Genomic DNA, 20,436 nt, shown 5'->3' on the forward strand with positions numbered 1-20,436 from the left:
CGGGGTCGGCGGCGTTCGTCGTCGTGACTCGCATCAGACGTCCCCTCGCTGGTGGTCGCCGCCCGAGACCGGTGCGCGGACGTGCTCCGCGAGCCGCTGCCGACCGACGCGCAGCGCCTCGTCGGCGAGCTCGGTCAGCCCTCCGGCCGGCCGTTCGATCCCCAGGGCGTCGACGAGCGGCTCGACCGCCAGCCGCAGCTCGATCCTGCTGGCGGCGACCTCGACATCCCGCACGAGGTGGGCCAGCAGGTCGTCGGCACCACCCGCCCGGTACATCGCGGCGGCTACCGTCGCGGCCGTGAGGCGCACGTCCCGGAGGTCGTCCGGCCCCGCCAGGGCCGTCCGGACCCTGTCGGCGACCAGGTCGAACCGGCGCCACTGAAGGCCCAGAGCGTGCAGCACCCAGGACGCGACGTCCGGGTGCTCGGGATGGTCGAGGAACCGCAGGAGCAGCTCCTCGGCGTGCGGCGGGCGCGCGCGGGCGACGACACCGAGGAGCGAGAGCAGGTACGGCCCACGAGCCCCGGCGTCGATCTCGGTCACCACGGAGGCCAGCTCGGACCGCGAGAGCGTGCGCTCCTCGGCGGCACGCTTCAGCCGGTCGACGTCCATCACCAGGCCACCGTAGGGCTCCGTGCCCTCGCCAATCAGGGGGAGACCGGAATCGCGTGCCCGTGACGGTGTCGAGCGGGGCGCGCTTGGCTCACCCCGGGCGTCTGCGCGACTCCGCCCACTCGGCGTCGTTCCACAGCACGGGCGTGGCACCGACGTCCTGGAAGCCGATCTGCGGGTCGTCGCTCTGCACGAGACACATGAACCGCCCACCGACGAGGGCCGCCCAGCCGGAACGCGACGTCTGACGGAGCTCGTCGCCCTGTTCGAAGGTGCTCACGGCCGTGATCCGGAGCGCCCTGAACGAGGTGCTCGACGGCCCGGACGCCGTCGAGGACTGGGAGTTCCAGACATGCCCGGGGGTCGCGCGCGGAGGCTCTCCGGACGCTGCAGCGGCTCGGCGCTCGAGGATTCGCCTAGCGTGCGGCCCGTGGGTCCTCAAGCCGGACGTGTGCTCGCCCGCCGGGCCGCTCACTCGTACCACCGCGCACCTCGCAGCGCCTCGGCGACGAGCTGCCAGGGGTCCTGCGGCACAGGGCGTCCCGTGTTCGCGTACGCGTTCTCGATCGACCCGAGGAGCGCCGCGAACGCCTCCAGGTACCGGTCCAGGTCCGGGTTCTCCCAGCCCTCGGCGGCGGGCAGCTCGCGCATCAGCTCGTCGAGCGCGCTCAGGACGAGGTCACGGCCGGTCAGCACACCATCAGGCATGTCGCGCCACCCCCGTGTCCCCGCGGTACGACGCCCGCACATGACGTCCGTCAGTCGATCGAGACACCGCTGATCCCCGTCCCGGGCCGCAGCGTCCGCGACGCCTCGACCAGCTGGGCGGTGACCTCCCAGTACACCGACAGGTCCGTGACCTCGAGGTTCGTCGTGGCGAAGTCGCCGCCGAGGAACGAGGGCACGACGAACCCGACGCACTCGTCCGGGCCAGGCAGCGCACCTCCCCCGGCGACCCAGGCGTCGTAGACCTCCTGCTCCAGGTACAGGTCCGGCTCGTCGACGAGGCCTTCGTCAAGGAACGAGGTCAGCGAGTGGTCGACCTGGAAGCTGCGCGCCTGGTTGACCTCGAGGAGCGTGATCTGCGGATCGCCGTCGACCGTGCGCGACACGTCGATCGCGTAGATCCGCCCCATCCAGTCCCGACCGAACGGGATCGCGCGCCCGACGTCGCCCGGGAACGCCCGTACCAGCACACCGGTCGCCTCCGTCCACGTCCGCTCGCTCAGCAGCCGGAAGCGCCCACCACCACGCGAGCCGGACCCGACGGCCTCGGCCGCCTCGCCGTACCCGCGCACGGCCACGAGCTCGGGTCGGCGCGACACCGGCTCGGTCACCCCGGCGTCGTCGCGGGGGAAGGCAGCGAGGAAGCGGTCCAGCACGACGGTGACCTCCATCATCCGGGGGGCACAGCATGTCGTGGACCGATCCTGCGCGTCGATACCCGCGCCCTCACCGTCCGGCGTCCTCCACCTCGCGGGCACAACAGCTCCCGGCCAGCGCTGCGGCTGCGGACTGGTCATCCACCGTCGACGACGCAACCGCGACCGCCCGCATCCCATGACAGCTCGTCGTCCGGCCACAGCCAGACATGCTCCGCCGAGTGGGATCGCCGAGGAAGCATCGATGACGAGAGCGGGAACCTCCCACTCACTGCGTGCTATTCACCGACAAGCCAGAGGTACTGGAAGCGATGCACGCTGGCGCACGCTTCGATCAGCGTCTCGAGCGCGCTCCGCGTCGCCTCATCCCGCTCCTCAACCAGCCACATGACCAGCTCGGCGGAAACTCGTTCGACCTGTGTCTGATTGAAGACGGTATCCCCATAGGGGTTGATGCCAGAGGTCAAAGGGAACCGTTCAGGGTCCAAGGACGCGATCGGCAGTGAGATGCGCTCTGGCCAAGTCCGAATCATGGCTCGACTCTCATTGCGAATCTGGATCGACATTCCCACAGCAAGCCTTCCTTCAAGCTCCCGGAAAAAGCGTGTGGAGACGGAGCACGTCATCGCCGGGCGTCGAGCCTGAACCACAGGTGGCCGGACCGGTCGTCCGTCACGAGATGGCGCTGAGCCCGCAGGTCCGCCTCCAGCGCGGCTTCGTCCTGCGGCGCGTACCCCCGGCTCTCGAGGTAGCTCTGCGACCGCCACAGGTCGAGGGAAGGTCGTCCCGCCGCGTCCCAGTCGAAGTCGACCTCCCGCCCGTCGCGCATGGTCACGCGGCACCCGTAGCCGTGCAGACGGTAGAACCCCACGCTCGGCAGCACGCCACTGCGCGGGAGCGTCGCCCGCTCGGCCGCCTCCCCTCCCGGGCGCAGCTCCTGCACCAGGTCGTCCATCGCGTCGGCGCACTGCCGCAGGTCGGCCACGAGCTCGTCGACGAGCCCGTCCCCCGCCTCCTCGGACGGGACGCGCGCCGGCGCCGGTGTCGGCTCGTCCCCGAGGTGCGGGAGGGCCAGCGCCGCCAGGCGTTCGCCGTCGTGCTCGCACGTGTCCCGCAGCGTCGCCACCCCGTCGCCCGCACCCGTCTCGCACGCGGCCGCCGCCGCGAGGTACGCGTCGACGAGCTCGCAGATCAGGGCGAGCGCCGACGGGCCGTCGTCCTCGGCCAGGCCGTCGACGTGGTCCGCGACGTCCTGGAGCTGCCGTGCCGCGAAGACCGCGCGCTTCGGGTCGTCGGTGTCCGCGCCGTGCAGGGCGTTGAGGATCGCGATGCCCACCGACTGCAGGAAGGCCGACGACGCGGACCAGTCGTCGCTGTCGTCGCGCGGGGTCACCTCGTCGACCACCGGGTCCAGGTCGACCAGCCCGTCGGGTCCCCGTTCTCCCGCGGCGTACGCCCAGAGCTCGTCGAGGACGTGCTCGTGGACCAGCGCCGACGCCTCCAGGCGTGCGGGTGCGACCGCGTCGTAGGTCGACCACAGCGTCTGGCAGCACGCCGCGGACAGCACCGCGCGTCCCTGGCGTCCGAGCCGGAGCACGCCGACCGTCACCGCCCGCTCGTCGTACGAGCGCTCACCCGACCGGGTCACGGCCGACCTCCCGCCCCCACGCATGGTCGGCGCGCATGTGCACGGCGAGGAGTCGATCGAGCACGGCGGCGACCTCCGGGTCTCGGGGAGCGCACAGCATCCCGCACGTGTGCGCGCGCGTCACGCCGGACACGAACCGCTTCACCCGGTGCATCGCACGACGCGCACGGGTACGAAGGGACGTGCCGTCGCCACCCGGCCGGCCGCCCCCGTCGAAGGAACACCGCGTGCGAGCCCTGCGTGCCACCGTCACCCTCACCGCGCTCGCGACGTGCGTCGCGCTGCTGCCCGCCGCCGGGGCGTCCGCGGCCGGGCTGGAGGAGACCACCCACACCGCCGGCCGCGTGGTCGAGTCCGGGACCACCTGGCAGCACGCCTGGCCCGGCGTGTACTTCGAGGGGCGCTTCCGGGGCACGGCCGTCGGGATCGTCCTGGACGACGCGACGAACGACTACGACGTGGCGATCGACGGCCGCACCGTCGAGACGCTGGTGGCCCCCGGCCGCGTGACGCACGTCGTCGACGGGCTGAGCGCCCGCGAGCACACGGTGCGGGTGGTCAAGCGGTCGGAGGCGCCGTGGGCCGTCGGCACGTTCGGCGGGTTCGTCAGCGCCGGTGGCAGCACGATCCTGTCGGCGCCCGCACCCCGTGACCTGCAGCTCGAGCTCATCGGCGACTCCTACACGGTCGGGTACGGCAACACGTCGACCTCCCGGGAGTGCACGTCCACGCAGCTGACCCGCACCACCAACACGGACCTGAGCTTCGGTGCGCTGACCGCCCGCGCCCTGGGCGCCGACTACCAGGTCAACGCGTTCTCCGGCCGCGGCATGGTGCGCAACTACGGCGGCAGCGACGCGGGCACGAGCTTCCGGACGCACTACGACCGCACCCTGCCCATGAACCCGGCGACCGCCGGCGACCCGGCGCCCGGGTGGGACCCCGACGCCGTCGTCATCGGCCTGGGCATCAACGACTTCTCGACGGCCGTGGGCAGCGGTGAGCCGTGGACGACGGCGTCGCTGCGCGAGGCGTGGGTCGAGGCGTACCACGGGTTCCTCGACACGCTCCGCGAGCGCTACGGCGACGACGCGTACCTCGTGGTCACGGGCACGTACGTGCACACGGGCACCGACCTGCCGGACCTCGCGCAGCGCGTCGTCGCGGAGCGCAACGCCGCCGGCGACGACCGGGTCCGCTACTGGTACTACGGCAACGAGGGCCTGGACTACGGCGGCTGCGACTGGCACCCGTCGGCCGCGGACCACCGCGTCATCGCCGAGCAGCTGACGGCCTACCTGGAGGACCTCGACCTGGGCGGCGACCCGGAGCCCACGCGGACGCCGACGCCGACACCCACGCCCACCCTGTCACCGACCCCGTCGGTCAGCCCGACGTCCACGTCGTCCCCCACACCGACGGTCAGCCCCACCCCCACGCTCCCGCCCGTAGCCGCGTGCCGCGCGACGCTCACCGTGGTCAGCTCGTGGCCGGGTGGCTACCAGGCGAACGTCGCGGTCACGGCGGGCACCTCGCCGATCTCCGGGTGGCGGACGTCGTTCACCCTCCCCGAGGGCGGGGCGCTGACGCAGTCGTGGTCGTCCGTCGCGACGACGTCGGGCTCGACCGTCACGGTGGGCAACGCGTCGTGGAACGGGTCCCTACCGGCCGGCGCCACGACCACCTACGGCTTCCTCGGGACCGGCACCCCGCCCCCCGCGGGCACCACCATCGCCTGCTCGGCCGGATGACGGGGTCCCCGGCGAGGAGTGTGAAGCGTTGTTGCCGCTCAGCGGCAGCAACGCTTCACACTTCCACCGTCCCGCATCGCGGCTCACACGATCCGGCCCGGCGGTGGGACCTCGTGACCACTGACGAGGTCGTCGGACGGTCCAGGGTGGAGGGATGGCCCGTACGTCCCCCGCTCTACGACCCCGCACCGCCCGCCACGACGCCGCGTCCGGCATCCTGACGGTCCGTCTCACGTCCATCTCGGCAGGCAGCTGGGCCGAGTACGAGTACCGCGACGTCCCCGTGAACGTCGCGCACCGCGTCACGACCGCGGGCTCTCGGCTGCCCGCCGCGTTGCTCGAGCACGTCACGGAGCGCTACGCCGTCCGCCGCCGCGGCACCCCCCGCTGGATCGAGCCGACGACCACCGACGCCGCCTGACACCAGGCGCAAGCGTGAGGGGTTGCCGTCGCAGGACGACGGCAACCCCTCACGCTCACGCCCTGGGACGCGCCCTGGGACGCGTCAGGCGAACGCCTCCGGGAGGGCTGCGCGGACCTTGGCCGGGGTGTCCTCCCAGCCCTCCACCGCGACGCACGGGACGCCCGTCGAGATGACCGGGTAGTCGTTGCCGCCCTCGTCGAGGCGGTCGCCGAAGAACACGGCCTGCGTCGGCTCCAGGCCGAGGCGCGCGAGCAGGCGGTTGACGCCGTACGCCTTGTCGATGCCCTTGCGGGTGATGTCGACGGACGTCGAGCCGCCGGAGCGGACCTCGAGGTCGGGGAGCTGCTCGGCGACGGCCGCGCGCAGCTTCTCCTTCTTGGCGCCGTCCGGGTCCCAGGCGGCCTTCGCGTCGACCGGCGCCTCCTGGCCGAGGGCCGAGAACGTGACCTGGCTGCCGCGCAGCTCGATGCGGTCCCCCCAGGTGTTCTCCTCCCACAGCCCCAGCTCGCGCGCCGACTTCTCGACGGCGGCGGCGGCACGCGCGGACTCGTCGTCGGTGAGCGGCTCGCTGTAGACCTCGGACCACGCGGAGCCGTCGTGCACGAGGTAGCGCGTGCCGCACGTCGGCAGCACGTGCAGCCGGGCGAGGGCCGCGGTGTCGTCGATCGACGACAGCAGCTGGGCGTCGAACTGCTCGAACCGGCCGCCGGAGATGATGCCGACCTGGGCGACGCGCGTGAGGGCGACGATCATGTCGACGATCTCGGGGTGCACCTTGCTCTTCGACGGGGCGAGGGTGTCGTCCAGGTCGAACAGCGCGAGCTCGTACGTCATCGATCCTCCGGGGTGCGGGCGGCGCCCACCGGACGTGGACCCGCGCGGGGCGGCGGCCGCAGGGTGACGCGCGGCTCGACCGGTGGCGGCGGGGAGGTGGCCCCGCGACCGAGCCACGATACCCGGTACGGCCGGACCGACGGGCCGTATCCGCGCGACGTGACCGTCTCCCCTGCCCTACGGTGCCGGGCATGTGGCAGCGCAGCGGGACGATCCTGACGATGGGCGGCGGCGGCTTCTCGATGCCGGAGGTCGCCGGCGGGGGCGCGCTCGACGACTTCGTCCTGGGCCTGACCGGCGTGGACACGCCCCGCGTGTGCTTCGTCGGGACCGCTAGCGGTGACGCGGCGTGGTATGTCGAGCGGTTCCTCGACGCGTTCGACGGCCGCGCGCGCACGTCGGTGCTCGCGCTGTTCGGCAACGGTCCCGACGGTGCGATCCCGCTGGACCGCCTCGAGCAGGTGCTCGACCAGGACGTCGTGTACGTCGGCGGAGGGTCGACCGCGAACCTGCTGGCGGTGTGGCGCGTGCACGGGCTGCCGGAGCTCCTCGCGCAGGCCGCGCGGGGCGGGACGGTGCTCGCGGGCATCTCGGCGGGCATGAACTGCTGGTACGAGGCGTCGAGCACCGACTCGTTCGGCCCGTACGCGCCGCTGCGCGACGGGCTGGGCCTGCTGCCGGGCTCGGCATGCCCGCACTACCGGTCGGAGCCTGACCGGCGGGAGTCGTACCTGCGGTGGGTGGCGTCGGGCGAGCTGCCCGACGGGTACGCGGCGGACGACGGCGTCGCGCTGCTGTGGCGCGACGGTGTGCTGGTCGAGGCGGTGATCGAGGTCCCGGGCGGGCAGGCGTTCCGGGTGCGGCGCGACGGCGACGGCGTCGTCGAGACCCCCGTTCCCACCCGGGAGCTGCCCCGCTGAGACGGGCCGCGGGTCAGGCGCCCGCGCTGCAGAGCCGGCGCTCCTGCATCACGTCGATGACACCGCCCCACGTCCGCGCACCGCTGACCGCACCGACCCACGGGGACGACCCGTCCTGCGTCCCGCCCACCCGGAACGCACCCGTGCCGGCCGCGCCGGCCTCGAGGGACACCGGCTCGCCCGCCTGAGGGCTGGGGCTGCCCGGAGCCTGCGCCGTGCCGAGGTCGCAGACGTCGAGACGCACCGTGCCGGACGCGGCGTCGCGGATCCCGAACAGCGCGACCCACGCCCCGGGGACGACGGGGACGGTGGAGGTGGCCGTCGACGTCTCGCCGGTCGACCCGGCCACTGCGAGGGACCAGCAGGACACGGCCTCGTCGGTGCAGCCCGTCGTGGCCAGGCCCAGCCGGAACACGCTGCCGCTGTCGCCGTCCTGGCTGACGGCGGTGGCCTCGACGTCGCTCGTGCCGGCCCGGACGAAGGCGACGACGGACCAGCTCCCGGTCGTGTCGAGCACGGGACCGGTGGTCGACGCCCCGTCGGTCGGCTCGTCCAGCAGCAGCGCGGAGTCGGCGCTGCCCCACAGCTCTGCTCGCAGACCATCGGTCCACGTGGTCGACGGTGTCAGCGTCAGGCTGTTGCTGCCGTCGGTGGACAGGACGTCGGCGGACGTCGTCCCGGCACCCTCGTCGAGGGTCCACCGCGCGTTGCCGGACGGCGCGGACGAGGCCGAGGCGACGATGAAGCGGTACGCCCGCTCGGGGCTCACGTTGCCCGCCGAGTCGACGGCCTGAGCCGTCAGCACGTGCGTCCCGGCGGTGCTCGGTGTCCAGCGGACCGTCGCGCCCGTGGTCCCCGGCGCGAGGTCGACGCGCGCGGGTGCCCCGTCGAACGCGTACAGGAAGGCGACGACGTCGGTCGCGCCGGGTGCGTCGAGCCGGAAGTCACCGGCGACACCCACACCCCCGGCGAGGGCGTCCTCCAGGTAGACGGCGCCCGCACCTGCGAGGGGCGTGACGACGGGCACCGCGGGCGCCGCGACGTCGACGACGACCCGGCAGCGCACGACGGGCCCCTTGCGGTTCTTGGTGTCACGCGCCTGCACCCGCCACTCGTACACCCCACCGTCACGGAGCAGGCCGTCGGGCACCTGCACGGCGTGGACGGCACCCGAGGCCTGCGCGGCGGTCGGGCGCGACGACCACAGGGGCCGGCCGGAGCGCCCGTCGCGCACCTCGAAGACGCCCCGCAGGCTGTCGCCGTCGACGTCCGAGAGGGTCGCGCGCAGCGTCGGCGTCGTCGAGCGCAGCGGCGAGGCGACCGTCGCCGAGCACGACGAGTCCGGTGAGGACGTACCGACGTCGCTGGGGGCATCAGGTGCGTGGTTCACCTGCCGCGGCGGGTGCCCTCCGGGGCCACCGTGCGCCTGCGCGGCACCGGGGACCAGCGCCAGCGCCGCGGTGAGCGCGGTGACCGTCAGCACGCGGACGAGCGCAGCCGGACGGAGCGATGACTGACCGTGCACGGGGACCTCCTGGGTGAGGGGGGCAGACCGGCGGTGCCGACTGCGCCGCGACGCACACGGAACATATCGGACCGGTCGGACATCACCGGTCGCCCGCGTCGAGGCACGCCGCACCCAGCCGCGCCCGGGGTCCGCGGGGCCACCCGAGGTCACCCGGGCGTCACGCCGCGACGTCCGCCCGCCGGGCCGTCCGCAGCGCCGTCCCCCACCACACGAGCTGCTCGAGCATCGCCTTGGCGGGGGCCTCGGCCCGCGACGCGTCGAGGACGCCCTGGTCGTCGATCAGCTCCCAGATGTTCGGCAGGACGACCTGGTCGCGGACCGTGTGGGTGTGCACCTCCGCGAACACCGGGCGCAGCTGCTCGACGGCCCGCGCGCCGCCGGCCGTGCCGCCGTAGGAGGCGAACCCCACGGTCTTGCCACGCCACTCGTCGTACGCGGAGTCGATGGCGGTCTTGAGGTAGCCGGGGTACCCGTGGTTGTACTCGGGGGTGACGACGACGACGGCGTCGGCCGCGTCGATCCGCGCGCGCCAGGCGGCGGTGTCGCCGGACCCGTCGAGCGATGCGGGCAGCGTGACGTCGCGCAGGTCGGCGACGTCGACCTCGAGCCCGCCGTGCTCGGCCAGCCGGTCACGCACCCAGTCGGCGACGAGGTGGCCGCGGCGGTCGTCGCGGACGCTGCCGACGACGAGGAGGACGCGGAGGTCGGTCGTGGTGGTCATGGAGGCTCCCCTGCGGACGATGGCCGTCGACAGTCGGCGGCCGTGACGCGGACTCTTACTTTCCGCTGCAAGTAATCGTCGAGTGGGTTACTTCCCGTGTCAAGTAATGTGGTCACATGGTGGACGACGACCCGCGCTGGCTCACGCGCGACGAGGTGCACGCGTGGATCGCGCTGAGCGGGCTCTTCACGCACCTGCCGCACCTGCTCGACGCACAGCTCCAGCGCGACGCCGGCATCTCCTTCGCCGACTACCAGGTCCTCGCGTGGCTCTCGATGGCCCCCGAGCGCACGCGCCGCATGCGTGACCTCGCCGCCCGCGCCGACGTCACGCTCTCCCACCTGTCCCGCATCGTCGCGCGCCTCGAGGACCGCGGCTGGGTGCGCCGCCGCCCCGAGCCCACCGACGGCCGCACCACGCTCGCGACCCTCACCGACGACGGCTGGGCCAAGGTCGTCGCGACCGCGCCCGGCCACGTCACCGAGGTGCGCCGCCGCGTCTTCGACGGGCTCACACCGGACGAGCTCGCCGCGCTCACGGACGTCGCCCGGCACATCACCGACGCGTGCGGCGTCGCGCTCCCCGACATCGACGGCGCCGACCTCCAGCCGTGAGACCCGGGCAGGTCAGGACTGGAACGCCACGAGCTCGGGCCAGCTGCCGGACCTCCGGAACGTCAGCACGGCCTTGCCCAGCACGCGCAGCGCGGCCGTGGGACGCGCGTCGCTCCCGTCGACGTACCAGGCGTCAGGGTCGACCACGGGGATGACCAGCACACCCTCGGGCGAGGCCGGCTCGATCGCGAACGTGTAGCTCACGCTCTCGTCGTCCTCGCGGACCTTACGTCCGTACGCCACGCCACCCATCAGCCACCCCGCTCGAATCGGACCGCGCCGTCCCAGTCTGCACCGACGTCGCGTGCCGGTGGGCCTCCTCGTAGCTCGCCCCCGGGTGCGCGTCCATTCACCGGGCCTCGGCGATCTCGTGTTGCAGCAGCAGCGCGCGACCCGCCCCGTCCGCGCCCCCCGCGCACCTGGTGAGACCGCCCCCGGCTCAGGCCTCCCCCACCTCCCCCACCGCGAGGGGCCGGTCCAACCCCACGACGCCCAGCTCGACGCGGGAGATGCCGTCCACCGGCAGCGCCGACGACGCCTGCAGGCCCGACGCCGTCCGCTCGCCCGTGCTCGTCCACGTCGCCACCACCGAGCGCTCGCCGTCGGCGGCGACGAGCACGAGCTCGTAGACCCCCTCGGGCAGCTCGGCGGCCTCGTAGGCGCAGCTCCAGTCCAGGTGCGAGCCCCAGCGCGCGGGCGCGATGGTGACGTCGGCGCTCACCCCCGACCCGCCGACGGGTGCGAGGGCGACCGTGCGTGCGTCCGCCGCGACGACCGCAGTACGCGCACCCAGCGCGCCCGTCACCGCGGCCCCGCCCGCGCCCGCCAGCACGACGAGTGCGGCCGCAGCGCCCACGAGCGCGACCCGACCCCGCGCCCGGCGTCGACGGGCCTCGCGGGCCACGCGCGCGAGCGGCACGACGTCGGCGAGCGGTCCGTCGGACGGACCGTCGACGCGCCCGTCGGACGGACCGTCGACGCGCCCGTCGGGACCCGACCCCGGAGCCGTGCCGGCGTCGACCGCGTCCTCGGCCGGCACCTTCCCCAGCAGCCCTGGCAGCCCCGCGAGCTCCCCCACGGCGGCCCGGCACACCTCGCACGCCGCGAGGTGCTCCTCGAACTCGCGCCGCTCGCCGGGCGCCAGCGCGCCCAGCACGTACGCGGCGTCCCACTCGCGGTACGGGTCGGTGCTCATGAAGTCACTCCCCTCTCCTGCATCGCCAGGCGCAGGGCGCGCAGCGCGTAGTGCAGCCGCGACTTCACGGTGCCGGGGGCGATGCCGAGCTCCGCGGCGAGCTCCGCCACCGACCGCCCCTGGTAGTACGCGCCGACGACGACCGCACGGTGGTCGGCCGACAGGGCTGCCAGCGCGTCGGCGACGAGCCACCGGTCGAGCACGGCCTGCGTGCCGTCGTCGGCCAGGGCGTCCGGTGGCGCGTCGGACGGGGTCTCGTGGCGCCGGTGCGCGCTGCGGGCGTCGTCGACGACGAGGTTGCGCGCGACCGTGAACAGCCACGCCCGCACGGACGGCTCGGGGCGCGTCAGCACCTCGGGGTGCCGCCACGCCCGCAGCAGGGTCTCCTGCACGACATCGGGTGCGCGGGCGGGGTCGGTGAGACGCGCGACGTAACGGTGCAGGGCAGCCGCGTGCGCGGCGTGCGTGGCGTGCAGCAGCGCGTCCGCGCCACCGTCGGCCTCACCTGCCACGTCGCCACCTCCGTCGTCGGTCCGTGCCCGCGACCTCGCGCCCCTCAGGACGCCGTCAGCCGCAGGTCGAACTCGACGGCACCGGTGTCCTCGACGGTGACGAACCCGAGCGACGGCGCCTCGATGCCGAAGTCCGCGAACGTGACCGGCACCGAGCCCACCACCTGCACGGTGCCACCCGAGGCAGCCACCTGCGCGTCCACGGTGACCGGCTGGGTCACGCCACGGATCGTCAGGTCGCCGGTCAGCTGCACGGCGGTCGCGCCGTCGCCCAGGTCGGCGGGCTCGGTGAGCGTGAACGTCGCCGTCGGGTGGTCGCGCACCTGGACGGCCTGGTCACGGAAGTACGTGTCGCGCGGCGGCTGGTCGGTGGCGATGCTCGCCATGTCCACCTCGATCTCGCCGGCCGCGAGGCTGCCGTCCGCGACGGTGACCGAGCCGGTCACCTGCTCGGTGCGTCCGGTGACCGTCACGTCCTGGCCACGCAGGACCTCCTCCAGGCGGTAGCCGGCGAAGGACCCGTCGCTGACGGTCCACGTGCCGTCCGTCGCCTCCACCGGGTCGGCGGCCGCGCTCACCTCGAGCGTCGGTGCCGCGTCGGCCCGGCTGTTGCCCCAGTCGGCGTACAGCCCTGGTCCGACGACCACGGCCACCACCGCGAGCACGACCACGCCCGTGCCGACCCCTGCCCACACCTTCGCGTTCCGACTCATCGCTCCCACTCCTCCCACGGCCCGTCCCGAGCCCTTACCGACAAGACGAGAAGCGCACCGGATCGGTTCACCACGGACGCCGGCCCGTGAGCGGGGTCAGGGACGCCCGGTGTCCCGAACCCCGCCCGCTACCGCTCCTGACCCGCCCGGCGCTGCATGAGCACCACCTCGAACCCCGGGCGGTCGGTGACGCCGACCGGCTCGAAGCCCCACGACCGGTACACGTCGTCGAGGTGCGGGTTGGACGCCCGGTGATCCAGGCGCAGCCACGTCACGCCGGCGGCGCGCGCCCGCTCCCCGGCCCACTCGACGAGCGCCCGCCCCAAGCCGGTGCCCGACGCCCGCCGGGCGACCATGAGCCCGTGGACGTACAGCGCGGGGGCGTCGTCGTCACCCCAGTACTCGGGGTCGGTGCCGACCACGCGGACGCTGCCGAGCAGCCCCTCGTCGTCGCGGACCACCCACCACTGCCCAGCGGCCACCTGCGCCGCGATCCGGTCGGCCGGCACGGACCCGACGGGCCACTGGTCGATGCCGCGCGCGGCCATCCAGTCCTCGAGGGAGCGCCGCAGCGCGTGGATCGCCGCCGCGTCGGCGGCGGTCGCGTGCTGGGGCTGGACGTCCACGGTCGCCGACGCTACCGGTGCGGGCGGCCGGTCGTCAGGATCGCGACGCGGACCCGTACGGCATCATGCGCGCATGGGCTGGACCGCGATCGTCATGCCGCTGTCGACGTTCGCCGACGACCCCGCGTGGTTGTCGCAGGTCGCGGTCGACCCCGTGCCCGACGCCCTGCCGGCACCGCTGCCCGCGCCGTCCGCCGCGCAGGTCCTCACGCTGCTGCGGGACGCCGGGCTGTCGGGCGACACCGCACCGCTGGTGTCCGACGACCTCGACCACCTGACGCGTGACGACGCCGGCATCCGGGCCTACGCGCCCACGACGCTCACCGACGTGCTGCTGCACAGCCCGCACGACGACGAGACGTCGGCCCGCGCCGAGCGGATGCCCCCCGACACCCCCGTCACGGCGGTCACGTTCGGCAAGCCGCACGCGCACGCGGTGCTGCTTGCCGCGGCCGCGCTGGTCCCCGTGTGGGGACCGGTGGTCGCGATGGAGGCGTCGGGGTGCCGCTCGCTCATCGTCACCGGTCCGGTCGCCGACCTCGAGGCCACGACCACGCGGTGGTCCGCCGGGACGTGAGCCCGGGGCGTCAGCGGGCCACCGCGACCAGCAGCGGCACGAGGACGAGCGCGAGCACGGACGTCACGGCGGCCACGTGCCACCACGTGGCGCCGGGCCACATGCGCCGTAGGAGGACCGGGCCGATCACCAGGTACCCGCAGGCGGTGACCAGCCCCGGGAAGTAGCCGCCCACCATGACGGCCCACACGAGATGGGTGATCGCGTTGCCCAGCGTCCCGTAGACGACGAAGAACAGCGACGGCATCAGCACGGCGCCGCGGCCTCGCCCGACCGCGACGGCCGTCGCCGCACCGAAGAGCACGTAGGAGGCCATGTTGAACCAGACGAACGTCGCCGGTTCGTAGGGGGCGCCGCCGTACAGCGCCGGGAACCGGTGCCAGAACCCTGTCTGGAACTCCTCCGCGAAGTGCAGGAGCTGCCACCCCAGTGCGACGGCGTACACCGGCAGCGCCCGACCCGGCGCCGGCAACGGCGTCGCCGTCCGGTGCAGGACCACGATGAGCGCGAAGGTGACGACGGCGCCGGGGACGAACGTCACGCGCAGCGAGTCGCCGCTGCCGAAGACCCAGAAGACGCCGCACATGACCGCGCAGAGGCCCGCGGCCGCGGCCACGTCGCGTCGGTCGAGCGTGCGCCCACGGCCGATGGTGAGGTCCATGCCGCACAGCGTGGCCTGCGGGGACGCCCGGGGGAAGGGCGCGAGCCGACCGTCGTCCGCCGTCCCGAGGGCGGGCTCAGTTCTCGCGAGCCTCGAGCAGGTCCGCCACCCGCGCCAGGTCCGCGTGCTCCGCGAGGAACGCGTCGACCGCCGCGTGGAACGCGTCCGGCTGGTCCCGGCGGACGCAGTGCCCGGCGCCGGGGACGACCACGACGCGCACCAGCGGGTTGTCGAACCCGTCGAGCCGCGGCGCCATGGGGGCCTCCTCCGGCAGGACGAGCAGCGTCGGCACCTGCAGCGCGCCGAACGCCTCCTCCCAGGCCGCGTCGCCCAGGAAGAGCCCGTGGCGCAGGTACTCCTGGTCGACGTCCGCCCGGGTCGCCGCCCACGCCTCGATCTCGGTGTCGCTCCACGGCGTCTCGCGGCGCATGCGGGCGATCTCGGCCTCGCGGTCCGCGATGACGACGTGTGTCTGGCCGAGCAGCATCGCCGAGAACCCCGGGTCCGGCGTGTGCGCACCGGTCGGCCTGGCGGGGTCCTCGACCACCAGTGCCCGCACCCGCTCCGGGCGTGCGAGCGCCGCGCGCAGCGCCAGCAGCCCGCCGAGCGAGTGCCCGATCAGGAAGACGGGCTCCGGCTGGGCGTCGAGCAGCGCGACGACGTCGGCCAGCATGACCTCGGGCGCCTGCGGGAGCTGCTCGGGCGTGAAGCGCGGGGACGAGCCGTGCCCGCGCAGGTCGGGTGCGAGGACGTCGTACCGCTCGCCCCAGTGCGCGAGGAGGTCGGGCCACGTGGTCCCGGAGTCCGTCACACCGTGGAGCAGGACGACCGTCGGCGCGTCGGGGTTCCCGGAGCGGTGGACGGCCAGCTCGCCCGTCGCGTCGGCGGCGCTCACAGACCCAGCTCCAGACGGACGGTGGTGTACGACCGGGCGGGCAGGTCGACCTCGAGGCCGAGCGCGTGCCGCCGGACGCCGTCGTGCGCGACCGGCGCGACCGCGTCGGGGTGGTCGGGGCTGTTGTGCGTCTGGATCGTCGGCGCCGTCAGGACGCGGGCGTCGAACCCGGTCACGGCCGCCCCGCGCAGGTCGAGCACGACCGACGTCGGGGCGTCGGCGTCGAGGTTCGACAGCGACACCAGCGCCGTGCCGTCCTTGGTCGACGCGGACATCGACAGCATCGGGACGGCCTTGCCTTCGACGTCACGCGTGGGGACCTCGCCCTTGACGTGGACCGCGAGCGACGACGCGTCGTGGTGACCGGTGTTCATCTCGAACACGTGGTACGTCGGCGTCAGGACGAGGGCGCCCGACTCGGGGTCCGTGAGGATCATCGCCTGCAGCACGTTGACGGTCTGCGCGATGTTCGCCATGGAGATGCGGTGCGCGTACCGGTGGAACGTGTCGAAGTGCGTGCTCGCGACCAGCGCGTCGCGCAGGGTGTTCTGCTGGTACAGGAAGCCGGGGTTGGTCCCCTCCTCGACGTCCCACCAGGTGCCCCACTCGTCGACGACGAGGCCGATGCGGTGCTCGGGGTCGTAGGCGTCCATGACGTTGGAGTGCCCGCGGACGAGCTCCTCCATCTTGTGGGCGCGGCGCATCGTGACGTACCAGTCGTCGGTGTCGAACGCCGTCGCGTGGCCCTTGACGCTCCAGTCGCCGGACATCGTGTAGTAGTGCATCGAGATGCCCTGGAAGAACCCGCGCGGGTCGCAGCCGCAGCCCAGCTTCTGCGAGACCTTCATGAGGGCCTCGGTCCACGCGTAGTCCTCAGCGTTGGCGCCGGCGGCGATCTTGTAGACGGTGTTGCCGCCGTGGTTGCGCACGTACGTCGCGTACTGGCGGGCCAGGTCGGCGTAGTGCTCGGCCGACATGTTGCCGCCGCAGCCCCACGGCTCGTTGCCGATGCCGAAGAACGGGACCTTCCACGGCTCGTCGCGGCCGTTGGCGCGGCGCAGCGCGGCCATGGGCGAGTCGTCGGCGCGCGTGAGGTACTCGACCCACTCGCTCATCTCCCGGACGGTGCCGGACCCGACGTTGCCGTTGACGTACGGCTCGGCGCCGAGCATCTCGCACAGGTCCATGAACTCGTGCGTGCCGAAGGAGTTGTCCTCGATGACGTCGCCCCAGTGGGAGTTGACCATGCGGGGCCGCTGGTCGCGCGGCCCGATGCCGTCGCGCCAGTGGTAGTCGTCGGCGAAGCAGCCGCCGGGCCAGCGCAGGTTCGGGATCTTGAGCCCCCGCAGCGCCTCGACGACGTCGCTGCGGATGCCCCGCACGTTCGGGAGCTCGGAGTCCTCGCCGACCCAGAACCCGCCGTAGATGCAGCGGCCCAGGTGCTCGGCGAAGTGGCCGTACACGTGACGGCTGATCGTGGGCCCCGGGAGGTCGAGGTCGATGACGGCGGTCAGGGAAGACACGGAGGTCCCTTCGGTGATCGGTGCCGGGCGTCAGCGCTGACGCTCCTACAGGCGGGACGCCGATGTGCGAGGTCTCCACCCTCGTCGTCGAGGGCGTGTTTATCGTTACACGCGGCGCACCCTGACCTTCGGGCAGGATTTCCGAAATGTCAAGCACTCAGCCCGTGCCGCTGGGGCGTCCGCGTCACTACGGTAGCGACATGCCCACACTCAAGGACGTCGCCAAGGCGTCCGGCGTCTCGGTCATGACGGTCTCCAACGTCGTCAACGGCCGGCCCCGCGTCAGCGAGGCGACACGCCAGCGGGTGCTTGCGGCAGTCGACGCGCTGGGCTACCAGGTCAACCTCACCGCCCGCAGCCTGCGGGCCGGGCGCAGCGGCACGATCGCGCTGTCCATCCCGCGGGTGGACCACCCCTACTTCGCCGAGCTGGCCGCCGCCGTCACCGACGCGCTGCTGCCCAGCGGTCGGCACCTCGTGGTCGAGCAGACGGGCGCCAGCCGCGAGGGCGAGCTGAGCGCGCTCTCGCAGGCACGCCTCCAGATGTACGACGGCGTCCTGCTGTCCGTCGTCGGCCTCAAGGACTCCGAGGTCGCGCGCCTCAACGGCGACATGCCGCTGGTGCTGCTGGGCGAGAAGCCGATGCCCACCGCGCACGACCACGTGCAGCTCGGCAACTTCGAGGGCGCCCAGCTGGCCACGTCCTACCTCCTCGAGCGGGGCGCGCGGCGCATCGCCATCGTCGGCGGCACGCTCGACACCGCCCACACCGGCATGGTCGGCATGCGCACCGGTGGATGGCGCGCCGCCCACGTGGCGGCCGGCCTGGACGTGGACGTGCGGCTCGTCCTGCCGCCTGCGCACTTCGCCATGGCCGAGAGCCGCGAGATGATCCGCAACGCCATCACGGACGGTCTGCTCCTCGACGCGGTCTTCGCCGTGACCGACCAGGTCGCCATCGGCGTGATGGCCGGCCTGCACGACTGCGGCCTGCGCGTCCCCCACGACGTCCAGGTGGTGGGCTTCGACGACCTGGACGTCAGCGAGCACCTGGTGCCCGGCCTCACCACCGTCGACCCGCGGGTGGACCTCGTGGTCGCCGAGTCGCTGCGGCTGCTGGAGCGGCGCATGGCCGGCGAGGAGTCCGACGCGGAGCACCTGGTCATGCCCGTGCGGCTCGTGGTCCGCGGCACGACGCGCTGACCCGGCCTACCGGGGCAGCGTCCCGGGGTCAGGAGCAGTAGTCGCAGTTGCCCATCGCGGCGAGCGTCATGTGGCACGTCGGGCACACGGGGGCGACGCGCTCGGGCTCGGCGGACGACTTGCGCGGCTTGGCCGCGGGCTCGCGCCGCTGCGGGGCGCGCTTCGCGCGGACCGGCGCCGCGACCGGCCCGCCACCGGGCTGCGTGACCTCGAAGCCACGCTTGCGCATGATCGCCGCCGCGCTCGCCAGGCTTCCGGTGAGGTCGTCCGGCGTCGCGAGGCGTCCCGTCGCGAAACGGTGCGCGACGCCCACGACCGCCGGCAGGTCGTACACCCGCCCCTCGTGCGTCAGCGTCCACTCGTCCTGCGGCACGAAGCCGTACACCGCGAGGAAGTCCTCGCCGCCACGGCGGTCGTACTCCTCGATCGCCTGGAGGACGTGCTGACGTGCTACGGAGGAGAAGGTGGCCACGTTCCGAGCCTACGTCGCCTGCCGTACGCCGAGGGCCCGTGGACGCTGTTCCGCTCGCCACTCCCGGGCGTGACAGCGGGCGCGGTCCCGAGGGAGCCGCGCCCGCTGCGTGCGTGGAGCTGGTGCTCAGCCGATCACGAGGCCGAGCAGGTCACGGTGGGCCACGTCCAGTTGCCACCGTGCTGGACGGTGAACCCGAACGAGGCGCTCTGGCCGGAGGCCAGCGCACCGCTGCCCGCCGGACGCATGACCATCACGTTCGACGCGGGCCACGTGGGTGACCCGTTCCAGGTGGACGTGACGTACTGCGGGTACGGCAGCACGACCGTCGCCGTCCAGCTGCGGATGTTGCCGTTGGCGCGGATCGTCACGTTGCCGTTGAAGCGGTCGTTCCACTTCTGGCCCTCGGAGTACGTCGCCGTGCAGGTGCCGCCGCCGGTGGGCGGGGGCGTCGTCGGGTTGGCCGTCGGCTGCTGCGTCGGCTGCTGCGTGGGCTGCTGCGTGGGCTGCTGCGTGGGCTGCGGGCCCGTCTGACCACCGGGGGTGGCGGCGGTGCCGCCGGCGTTGAGGGCGTCGAGGGTGTAGTTGTACGCCGCCTTCTTGTTGCCGTTGCCGTCGAACAGCAGCGGGGTGCCCGAGGCGCGCCAGGAGTCCGAGTCCTTGACGCCCCACACCGTGATGCCGGTGCAACGGGCGACGGACAGGCACGCCTGGACGATGCCGCGGTACTGCTCGCCCTGGGAGTTGCCCGAGCCCTCGATGTCCAGCTCGGTGATCTGGACGTCGACACCCAGCGCGGCGAAGTTGCCGAGCGTGGTGTGGTAGTTCGACGGGACCGGGTTGCCCGAGTTGAAGTGCGCCTGGAAGCCGACGCAGTCGATCGGGACGCCACGCGACTTGAAGTCCTTGACCATGTTGTAGACCGCCTGGGTCTTGGCGTGGGACCAGTTGTCGGTGTTGTAGTCGTTGTAGCAGAGCTTGGCGCCCGGGTCGGCGGCGCGGGCCGCGCGGAACGCGGCCTCGATCCAGTCGTTGCCGGTGCCCTGCAGGTTCGAGCTGCGACGCGCGCCGGAGCTGCCGTCGGCGAACGCCTCGTTGACGACGTCCCAGCTGTGGATCTTGCCGCGGTAGTACGTGGCGACACCGGTGACGTGCTCGAGCATCGCGGTCCGCAGCGTGCTGCCGGACATGTTCTGCATCCAGCCGGGCTGCTGGGAGTGCCACGCCAGGGCGTGCCCGCGGACCTGCTTGCCGTTCTGGCGGGCCCAGTTGACGATGCGGTCGCCCGAGGACCAGTTGAACTGGCCGCGGTTGGGCTGCATCGCGTCCATCTTCATCTCGTTCTCGGCCGTGATCATGTTGAACTCGCGGTTGACGATGTTCATCGTCCCCGAGTTGTTCAGGTAGTGCGCAGCCATCGCGGTGCCGAAGTACCGGTTGGTCTCGGCTGCGGCGGCCTGGAGCGTGCTGCCGGCGGCCTGCGCCGGGACGGCGAGCGCGATGGCCATCGCGGCTGCGGTGAGGCCGCCTGCGGCGGCAAGGCGCCCGCGGCGGTGCCTGCGGTGTGGGGTCGTCATCGATCCCTCTCCTCTGTCTGGACGGTCCGGCGTCGGCCGGGGACGAAAG

25 protein-coding genes are annotated in these 20,436 nt (G+C 73.3%); 6 read left to right on the forward strand and 19 right to left on the reverse strand.

Going from position 1 to position 20,436, the window contains the following annotated elements; genetic code table 11:
* Positions 1-33: 33 nt before the first annotated feature.
* From NP048_RS18220 to NP048_RS18245, 6 genes are all read right to left on the reverse strand, one after another.
* Positions 34-615 (reverse strand): hypothetical protein, encoded by a 582-nt coding sequence (locus NP048_RS18220; protein ID WP_227576733.1) that lies wholly within the window; start codon positions 613-615, stop codon positions 34-36.
* A gap of 88 nt (positions 616-703) precedes the next feature.
* Entirely contained in the window at positions 704-892 is a 189-nt protein-coding gene (locus tag NP048_RS18225; RefSeq protein WP_227576734.1) for a hypothetical protein, read from the reverse strand.
* A 191-nt stretch (positions 893-1,083) separates the two neighbouring features.
* Entirely contained in the window at positions 1,084-1,320 is a 237-nt protein-coding gene (locus NP048_RS18230) for a DUF7660 family protein (RefSeq protein ID WP_227576735.1), read from the reverse strand.
* A 50-nt stretch (positions 1,321-1,370) separates the two neighbouring features.
* Positions 1,371-2,012: a T6SS immunity protein Tdi1 domain-containing protein gene (locus NP048_RS18235; RefSeq protein ID WP_227576736.1), complete on the reverse strand. Its 642-nt coding sequence runs from the start codon at positions 2,010-2,012 to the stop codon at positions 1,371-1,373.
* A 260-nt stretch (positions 2,013-2,272) separates the two neighbouring features.
* Entirely contained in the window at positions 2,273-2,566 is a 294-nt protein-coding gene (locus NP048_RS18240) for a hypothetical protein (protein WP_227576737.1), read from the reverse strand.
* A gap of 50 nt (positions 2,567-2,616) precedes the next feature.
* A complete protein-coding gene (locus NP048_RS18245) occupies positions 2,617-3,642 on the reverse strand; it encodes a DUF6896 domain-containing protein (protein ID WP_227576738.1) in 1,026 nt (341 codons plus the stop codon).
* A 227-nt stretch (positions 3,643-3,869) separates the two neighbouring features.
* Between NP048_RS18245 and NP048_RS18250 the strand changes: the two genes are divergently transcribed.
* On the forward strand, positions 3,870-5,393 hold the full coding sequence (locus tag NP048_RS18250; RefSeq protein WP_227576739.1) for a cellulose binding domain-containing protein: 1,524 nt from the start codon (positions 3,870-3,872) through the stop codon (positions 5,391-5,393).
* Between the two features lie 154 nt (positions 5,394-5,547).
* Positions 5,548-5,814, forward strand: coding sequence for a hypothetical protein (locus tag NP048_RS18255; protein WP_227576740.1), 267 nt, complete (start codon positions 5,548-5,550; stop codon positions 5,812-5,814).
* A gap of 84 nt (positions 5,815-5,898) precedes the next feature.
* Here NP048_RS18255 and NP048_RS18260 read toward each other — a convergent pair whose 3' ends face one another.
* Positions 5,899-6,651, reverse strand: coding sequence for an HAD-IIB family hydrolase (locus NP048_RS18260; protein ID WP_227576741.1), 753 nt, complete (start codon positions 6,649-6,651; stop codon positions 5,899-5,901).
* Positions 6,652-6,842: 191 nt separating this feature from the next.
* On the opposite strand from NP048_RS18260, the gene NP048_RS18265 reads away from it, so the two are divergent.
* Positions 6,843-7,571 carry a Type 1 glutamine amidotransferase-like domain-containing protein gene (locus tag NP048_RS18265; protein ID WP_227576742.1) on the forward strand — a complete coding sequence of 243 codons (729 nt, stop codon included), beginning with the start codon at positions 6,843-6,845 and terminating at the stop codon, positions 7,569-7,571.
* A gap of 13 nt (positions 7,572-7,584) precedes the next feature.
* Here the strand turns inward: NP048_RS18265 and NP048_RS18270 are convergent, their stop codons facing one another.
* Together NP048_RS18270 and NP048_RS18275 are read right to left on the reverse strand one after the other, a co-directional pair.
* Positions 7,585-9,096, reverse strand: coding sequence for a LamG-like jellyroll fold domain-containing protein (locus NP048_RS18270; protein WP_227576743.1), 1,512 nt, complete (start codon positions 9,094-9,096; stop codon positions 7,585-7,587).
* A 160-nt stretch (positions 9,097-9,256) separates the two neighbouring features.
* Positions 9,257-9,820 (reverse strand): NADPH-dependent FMN reductase, encoded by a 564-nt coding sequence (locus NP048_RS18275; protein ID WP_227576744.1) that lies wholly within the window; start codon positions 9,818-9,820, stop codon positions 9,257-9,259.
* Between the two features lie 116 nt (positions 9,821-9,936).
* On the opposite strand from NP048_RS18275, the gene NP048_RS18280 reads away from it, so the two are divergent.
* A complete protein-coding gene (locus tag NP048_RS18280) occupies positions 9,937-10,434 on the forward strand; it encodes a MarR family winged helix-turn-helix transcriptional regulator (protein WP_227576745.1) in 498 nt (165 codons plus the stop codon).
* 12 nt (positions 10,435-10,446) lie between these two features.
* Here the strand turns inward: NP048_RS18280 and NP048_RS18285 are convergent, their stop codons facing one another.
* From NP048_RS18285 to NP048_RS18305, 5 genes are all read right to left on the reverse strand, one after another.
* Positions 10,447-10,677, reverse strand: coding sequence for a hypothetical protein (locus tag NP048_RS18285; RefSeq protein ID WP_227576746.1), 231 nt, complete (start codon positions 10,675-10,677; stop codon positions 10,447-10,449).
* 196 nt (positions 10,678-10,873) lie between these two features.
* Positions 10,874-11,629 carry an anti-sigma factor family protein gene (locus NP048_RS18290; RefSeq protein WP_227576747.1) on the reverse strand — a complete coding sequence of 252 codons (756 nt, stop codon included), beginning with the start codon at positions 11,627-11,629 and terminating at the stop codon, positions 10,874-10,876.
* Positions 11,626-12,141 carry a sigma-70 family RNA polymerase sigma factor gene (locus tag NP048_RS18295; RefSeq protein ID WP_227576748.1) on the reverse strand — a complete coding sequence of 172 codons (516 nt, stop codon included), beginning with the start codon at positions 12,139-12,141 and terminating at the stop codon, positions 11,626-11,628. The genes NP048_RS18290 and NP048_RS18295 overlap by 4 nt, the downstream gene beginning before the upstream one ends.
* 44 nt (positions 12,142-12,185) lie before the next feature.
* A complete protein-coding gene (locus tag NP048_RS18300; protein WP_227576749.1) occupies positions 12,186-12,854 on the reverse strand; it encodes a YceI family protein in 669 nt (222 codons plus the stop codon).
* Between the two features lie 128 nt (positions 12,855-12,982).
* Positions 12,983-13,480, reverse strand: coding sequence for a GNAT family N-acetyltransferase (locus tag NP048_RS18305; RefSeq protein ID WP_227576750.1), 498 nt, complete (start codon positions 13,478-13,480; stop codon positions 12,983-12,985).
* Positions 13,481-13,553: 73 nt separating this feature from the next.
* Between NP048_RS18305 and NP048_RS18310 the strand changes: the two genes are divergently transcribed.
* Complete coding sequence (locus tag NP048_RS18310) at positions 13,554-14,057, forward strand: hypothetical protein (RefSeq protein WP_227576751.1); 504 nt, start codon at positions 13,554-13,556, stop codon at positions 14,055-14,057.
* 10 nt (positions 14,058-14,067) lie between these two features.
* On the opposite strand, the gene NP048_RS18315 is transcribed toward NP048_RS18310, so the two are convergent.
* The 3 genes from NP048_RS18315 to NP048_RS18325 form a co-directional block, all read right to left on the reverse strand.
* Entirely contained in the window at positions 14,068-14,718 is a 651-nt protein-coding gene (locus tag NP048_RS18315) for a hypothetical protein (protein WP_227576752.1), read from the reverse strand.
* 76 nt (positions 14,719-14,794) lie between these two features.
* Positions 14,795-15,613, reverse strand: a complete 819-nt coding sequence (locus NP048_RS18320) for an alpha/beta fold hydrolase (RefSeq protein ID WP_227576753.1) — start codon at positions 15,611-15,613, stop codon at positions 14,795-14,797.
* Positions 15,610-17,136, reverse strand: a complete 1,527-nt coding sequence (locus NP048_RS18325; RefSeq protein ID WP_227576754.1) for an alpha-N-arabinofuranosidase — start codon at positions 17,134-17,136, stop codon at positions 15,610-15,612. The genes NP048_RS18320 and NP048_RS18325 overlap by 4 nt, the downstream gene beginning before the upstream one ends.
* A 200-nt stretch (positions 17,137-17,336) precedes the next feature.
* Here NP048_RS18325 and NP048_RS18330 point away from each other — a divergent pair, with 200 nt between their 5' ends.
* Complete coding sequence (locus tag NP048_RS18330; protein ID WP_227576755.1) at positions 17,337-18,338, forward strand: LacI family DNA-binding transcriptional regulator; 1,002 nt, start codon at positions 17,337-17,339, stop codon at positions 18,336-18,338.
* Positions 18,339-18,366: 28 nt separating this feature from the next.
* Here NP048_RS18330 and NP048_RS18335 read toward each other — a convergent pair whose 3' ends face one another.
* Together NP048_RS18335 and NP048_RS18340 are read right to left on the reverse strand one after the other, a co-directional pair.
* Positions 18,367-18,810 (reverse strand): ScoMcrA-related endonuclease, encoded by a 444-nt coding sequence (locus tag NP048_RS18335; RefSeq protein ID WP_227576756.1) that lies wholly within the window; start codon positions 18,808-18,810, stop codon positions 18,367-18,369.
* 134 nt (positions 18,811-18,944) lie between these two features.
* Positions 18,945-20,387, reverse strand: a complete 1,443-nt coding sequence (locus tag NP048_RS18340) for a glycoside hydrolase family 10 protein (RefSeq protein ID WP_227576757.1) — start codon at positions 20,385-20,387, stop codon at positions 18,945-18,947.
* Between the last annotated feature and the right edge of the window lie 49 nt (positions 20,388-20,436).

The sequence above is a fragment of the Cellulomonas xiejunii genome, assembly GCF_024508315.1.
GTDB classification, from domain to species: Bacteria; Actinomycetota; Actinomycetes; order Actinomycetales; family Cellulomonadaceae; genus Cellulomonas; species Cellulomonas xiejunii.

What these genes read in the sequence shown, in the direction of transcription:
- NP048_RS18310 (WP_227576751.1), top strand. Translation starts at nt 13,554, where the DNA reads ATGGGCTGGACCGCGATCGTCATGCCGCTGTCGACGTTCGCCGACGAC.
- NP048_RS18230 (WP_227576735.1), bottom strand. Translation starts at nt 1,320, where the DNA reads ATGCCTGATGGTGTGCTGACCGGCCGTGACCTCGTCCTGAGCGCGCTC.
- NP048_RS18260 (WP_227576741.1), bottom strand. Translation starts at nt 6,651, where the DNA reads ATGACGTACGAGCTCGCGCTGTTCGACCTGGACGACACCCTCGCCCCG.
- NP048_RS18235 (WP_227576736.1), bottom strand. Translation starts at nt 2,012, where the DNA reads ATGATGGAGGTCACCGTCGTGCTGGACCGCTTCCTCGCTGCCTTCCCC.
- NP048_RS18280 (WP_227576745.1), top strand. Translation starts at nt 9,937, where the DNA reads ATGGTGGACGACGACCCGCGCTGGCTCACGCGCGACGAGGTGCACGCG.
- NP048_RS18290 (WP_227576747.1), bottom strand. Translation starts at nt 11,629, where the DNA reads ATGAGCACCGACCCGTACCGCGAGTGGGACGCCGCGTACGTGCTGGGC.
- NP048_RS18255 (WP_227576740.1), top strand. Translation starts at nt 5,548, where the DNA reads ATGGCCCGTACGTCCCCCGCTCTACGACCCCGCACCGCCCGCCACGAC.
- NP048_RS18340 (WP_227576757.1), bottom strand. Translation starts at nt 20,387, where the DNA reads ATGACGACCCCACACCGCAGGCACCGCCGCGGGCGCCTTGCCGCCGCA.
- NP048_RS18275 (WP_227576744.1), bottom strand. Translation starts at nt 9,820, where the DNA reads ATGACCACCACGACCGACCTCCGCGTCCTCCTCGTCGTCGGCAGCGTC.
- NP048_RS18315 (WP_227576752.1), bottom strand. Translation starts at nt 14,718, where the DNA reads ATGGACCTCACCATCGGCCGTGGGCGCACGCTCGACCGACGCGACGTG.
- NP048_RS18330 (WP_227576755.1), top strand. Translation starts at nt 17,337, where the DNA reads ATGCCCACACTCAAGGACGTCGCCAAGGCGTCCGGCGTCTCGGTCATG.
- NP048_RS18300 (WP_227576749.1), bottom strand. Translation starts at nt 12,854, where the DNA reads ATGAGTCGGAACGCGAAGGTGTGGGCAGGGGTCGGCACGGGCGTGGTC.
- NP048_RS18265 (WP_227576742.1), top strand. Translation starts at nt 6,843, where the DNA reads ATGTGGCAGCGCAGCGGGACGATCCTGACGATGGGCGGCGGCGGCTTC.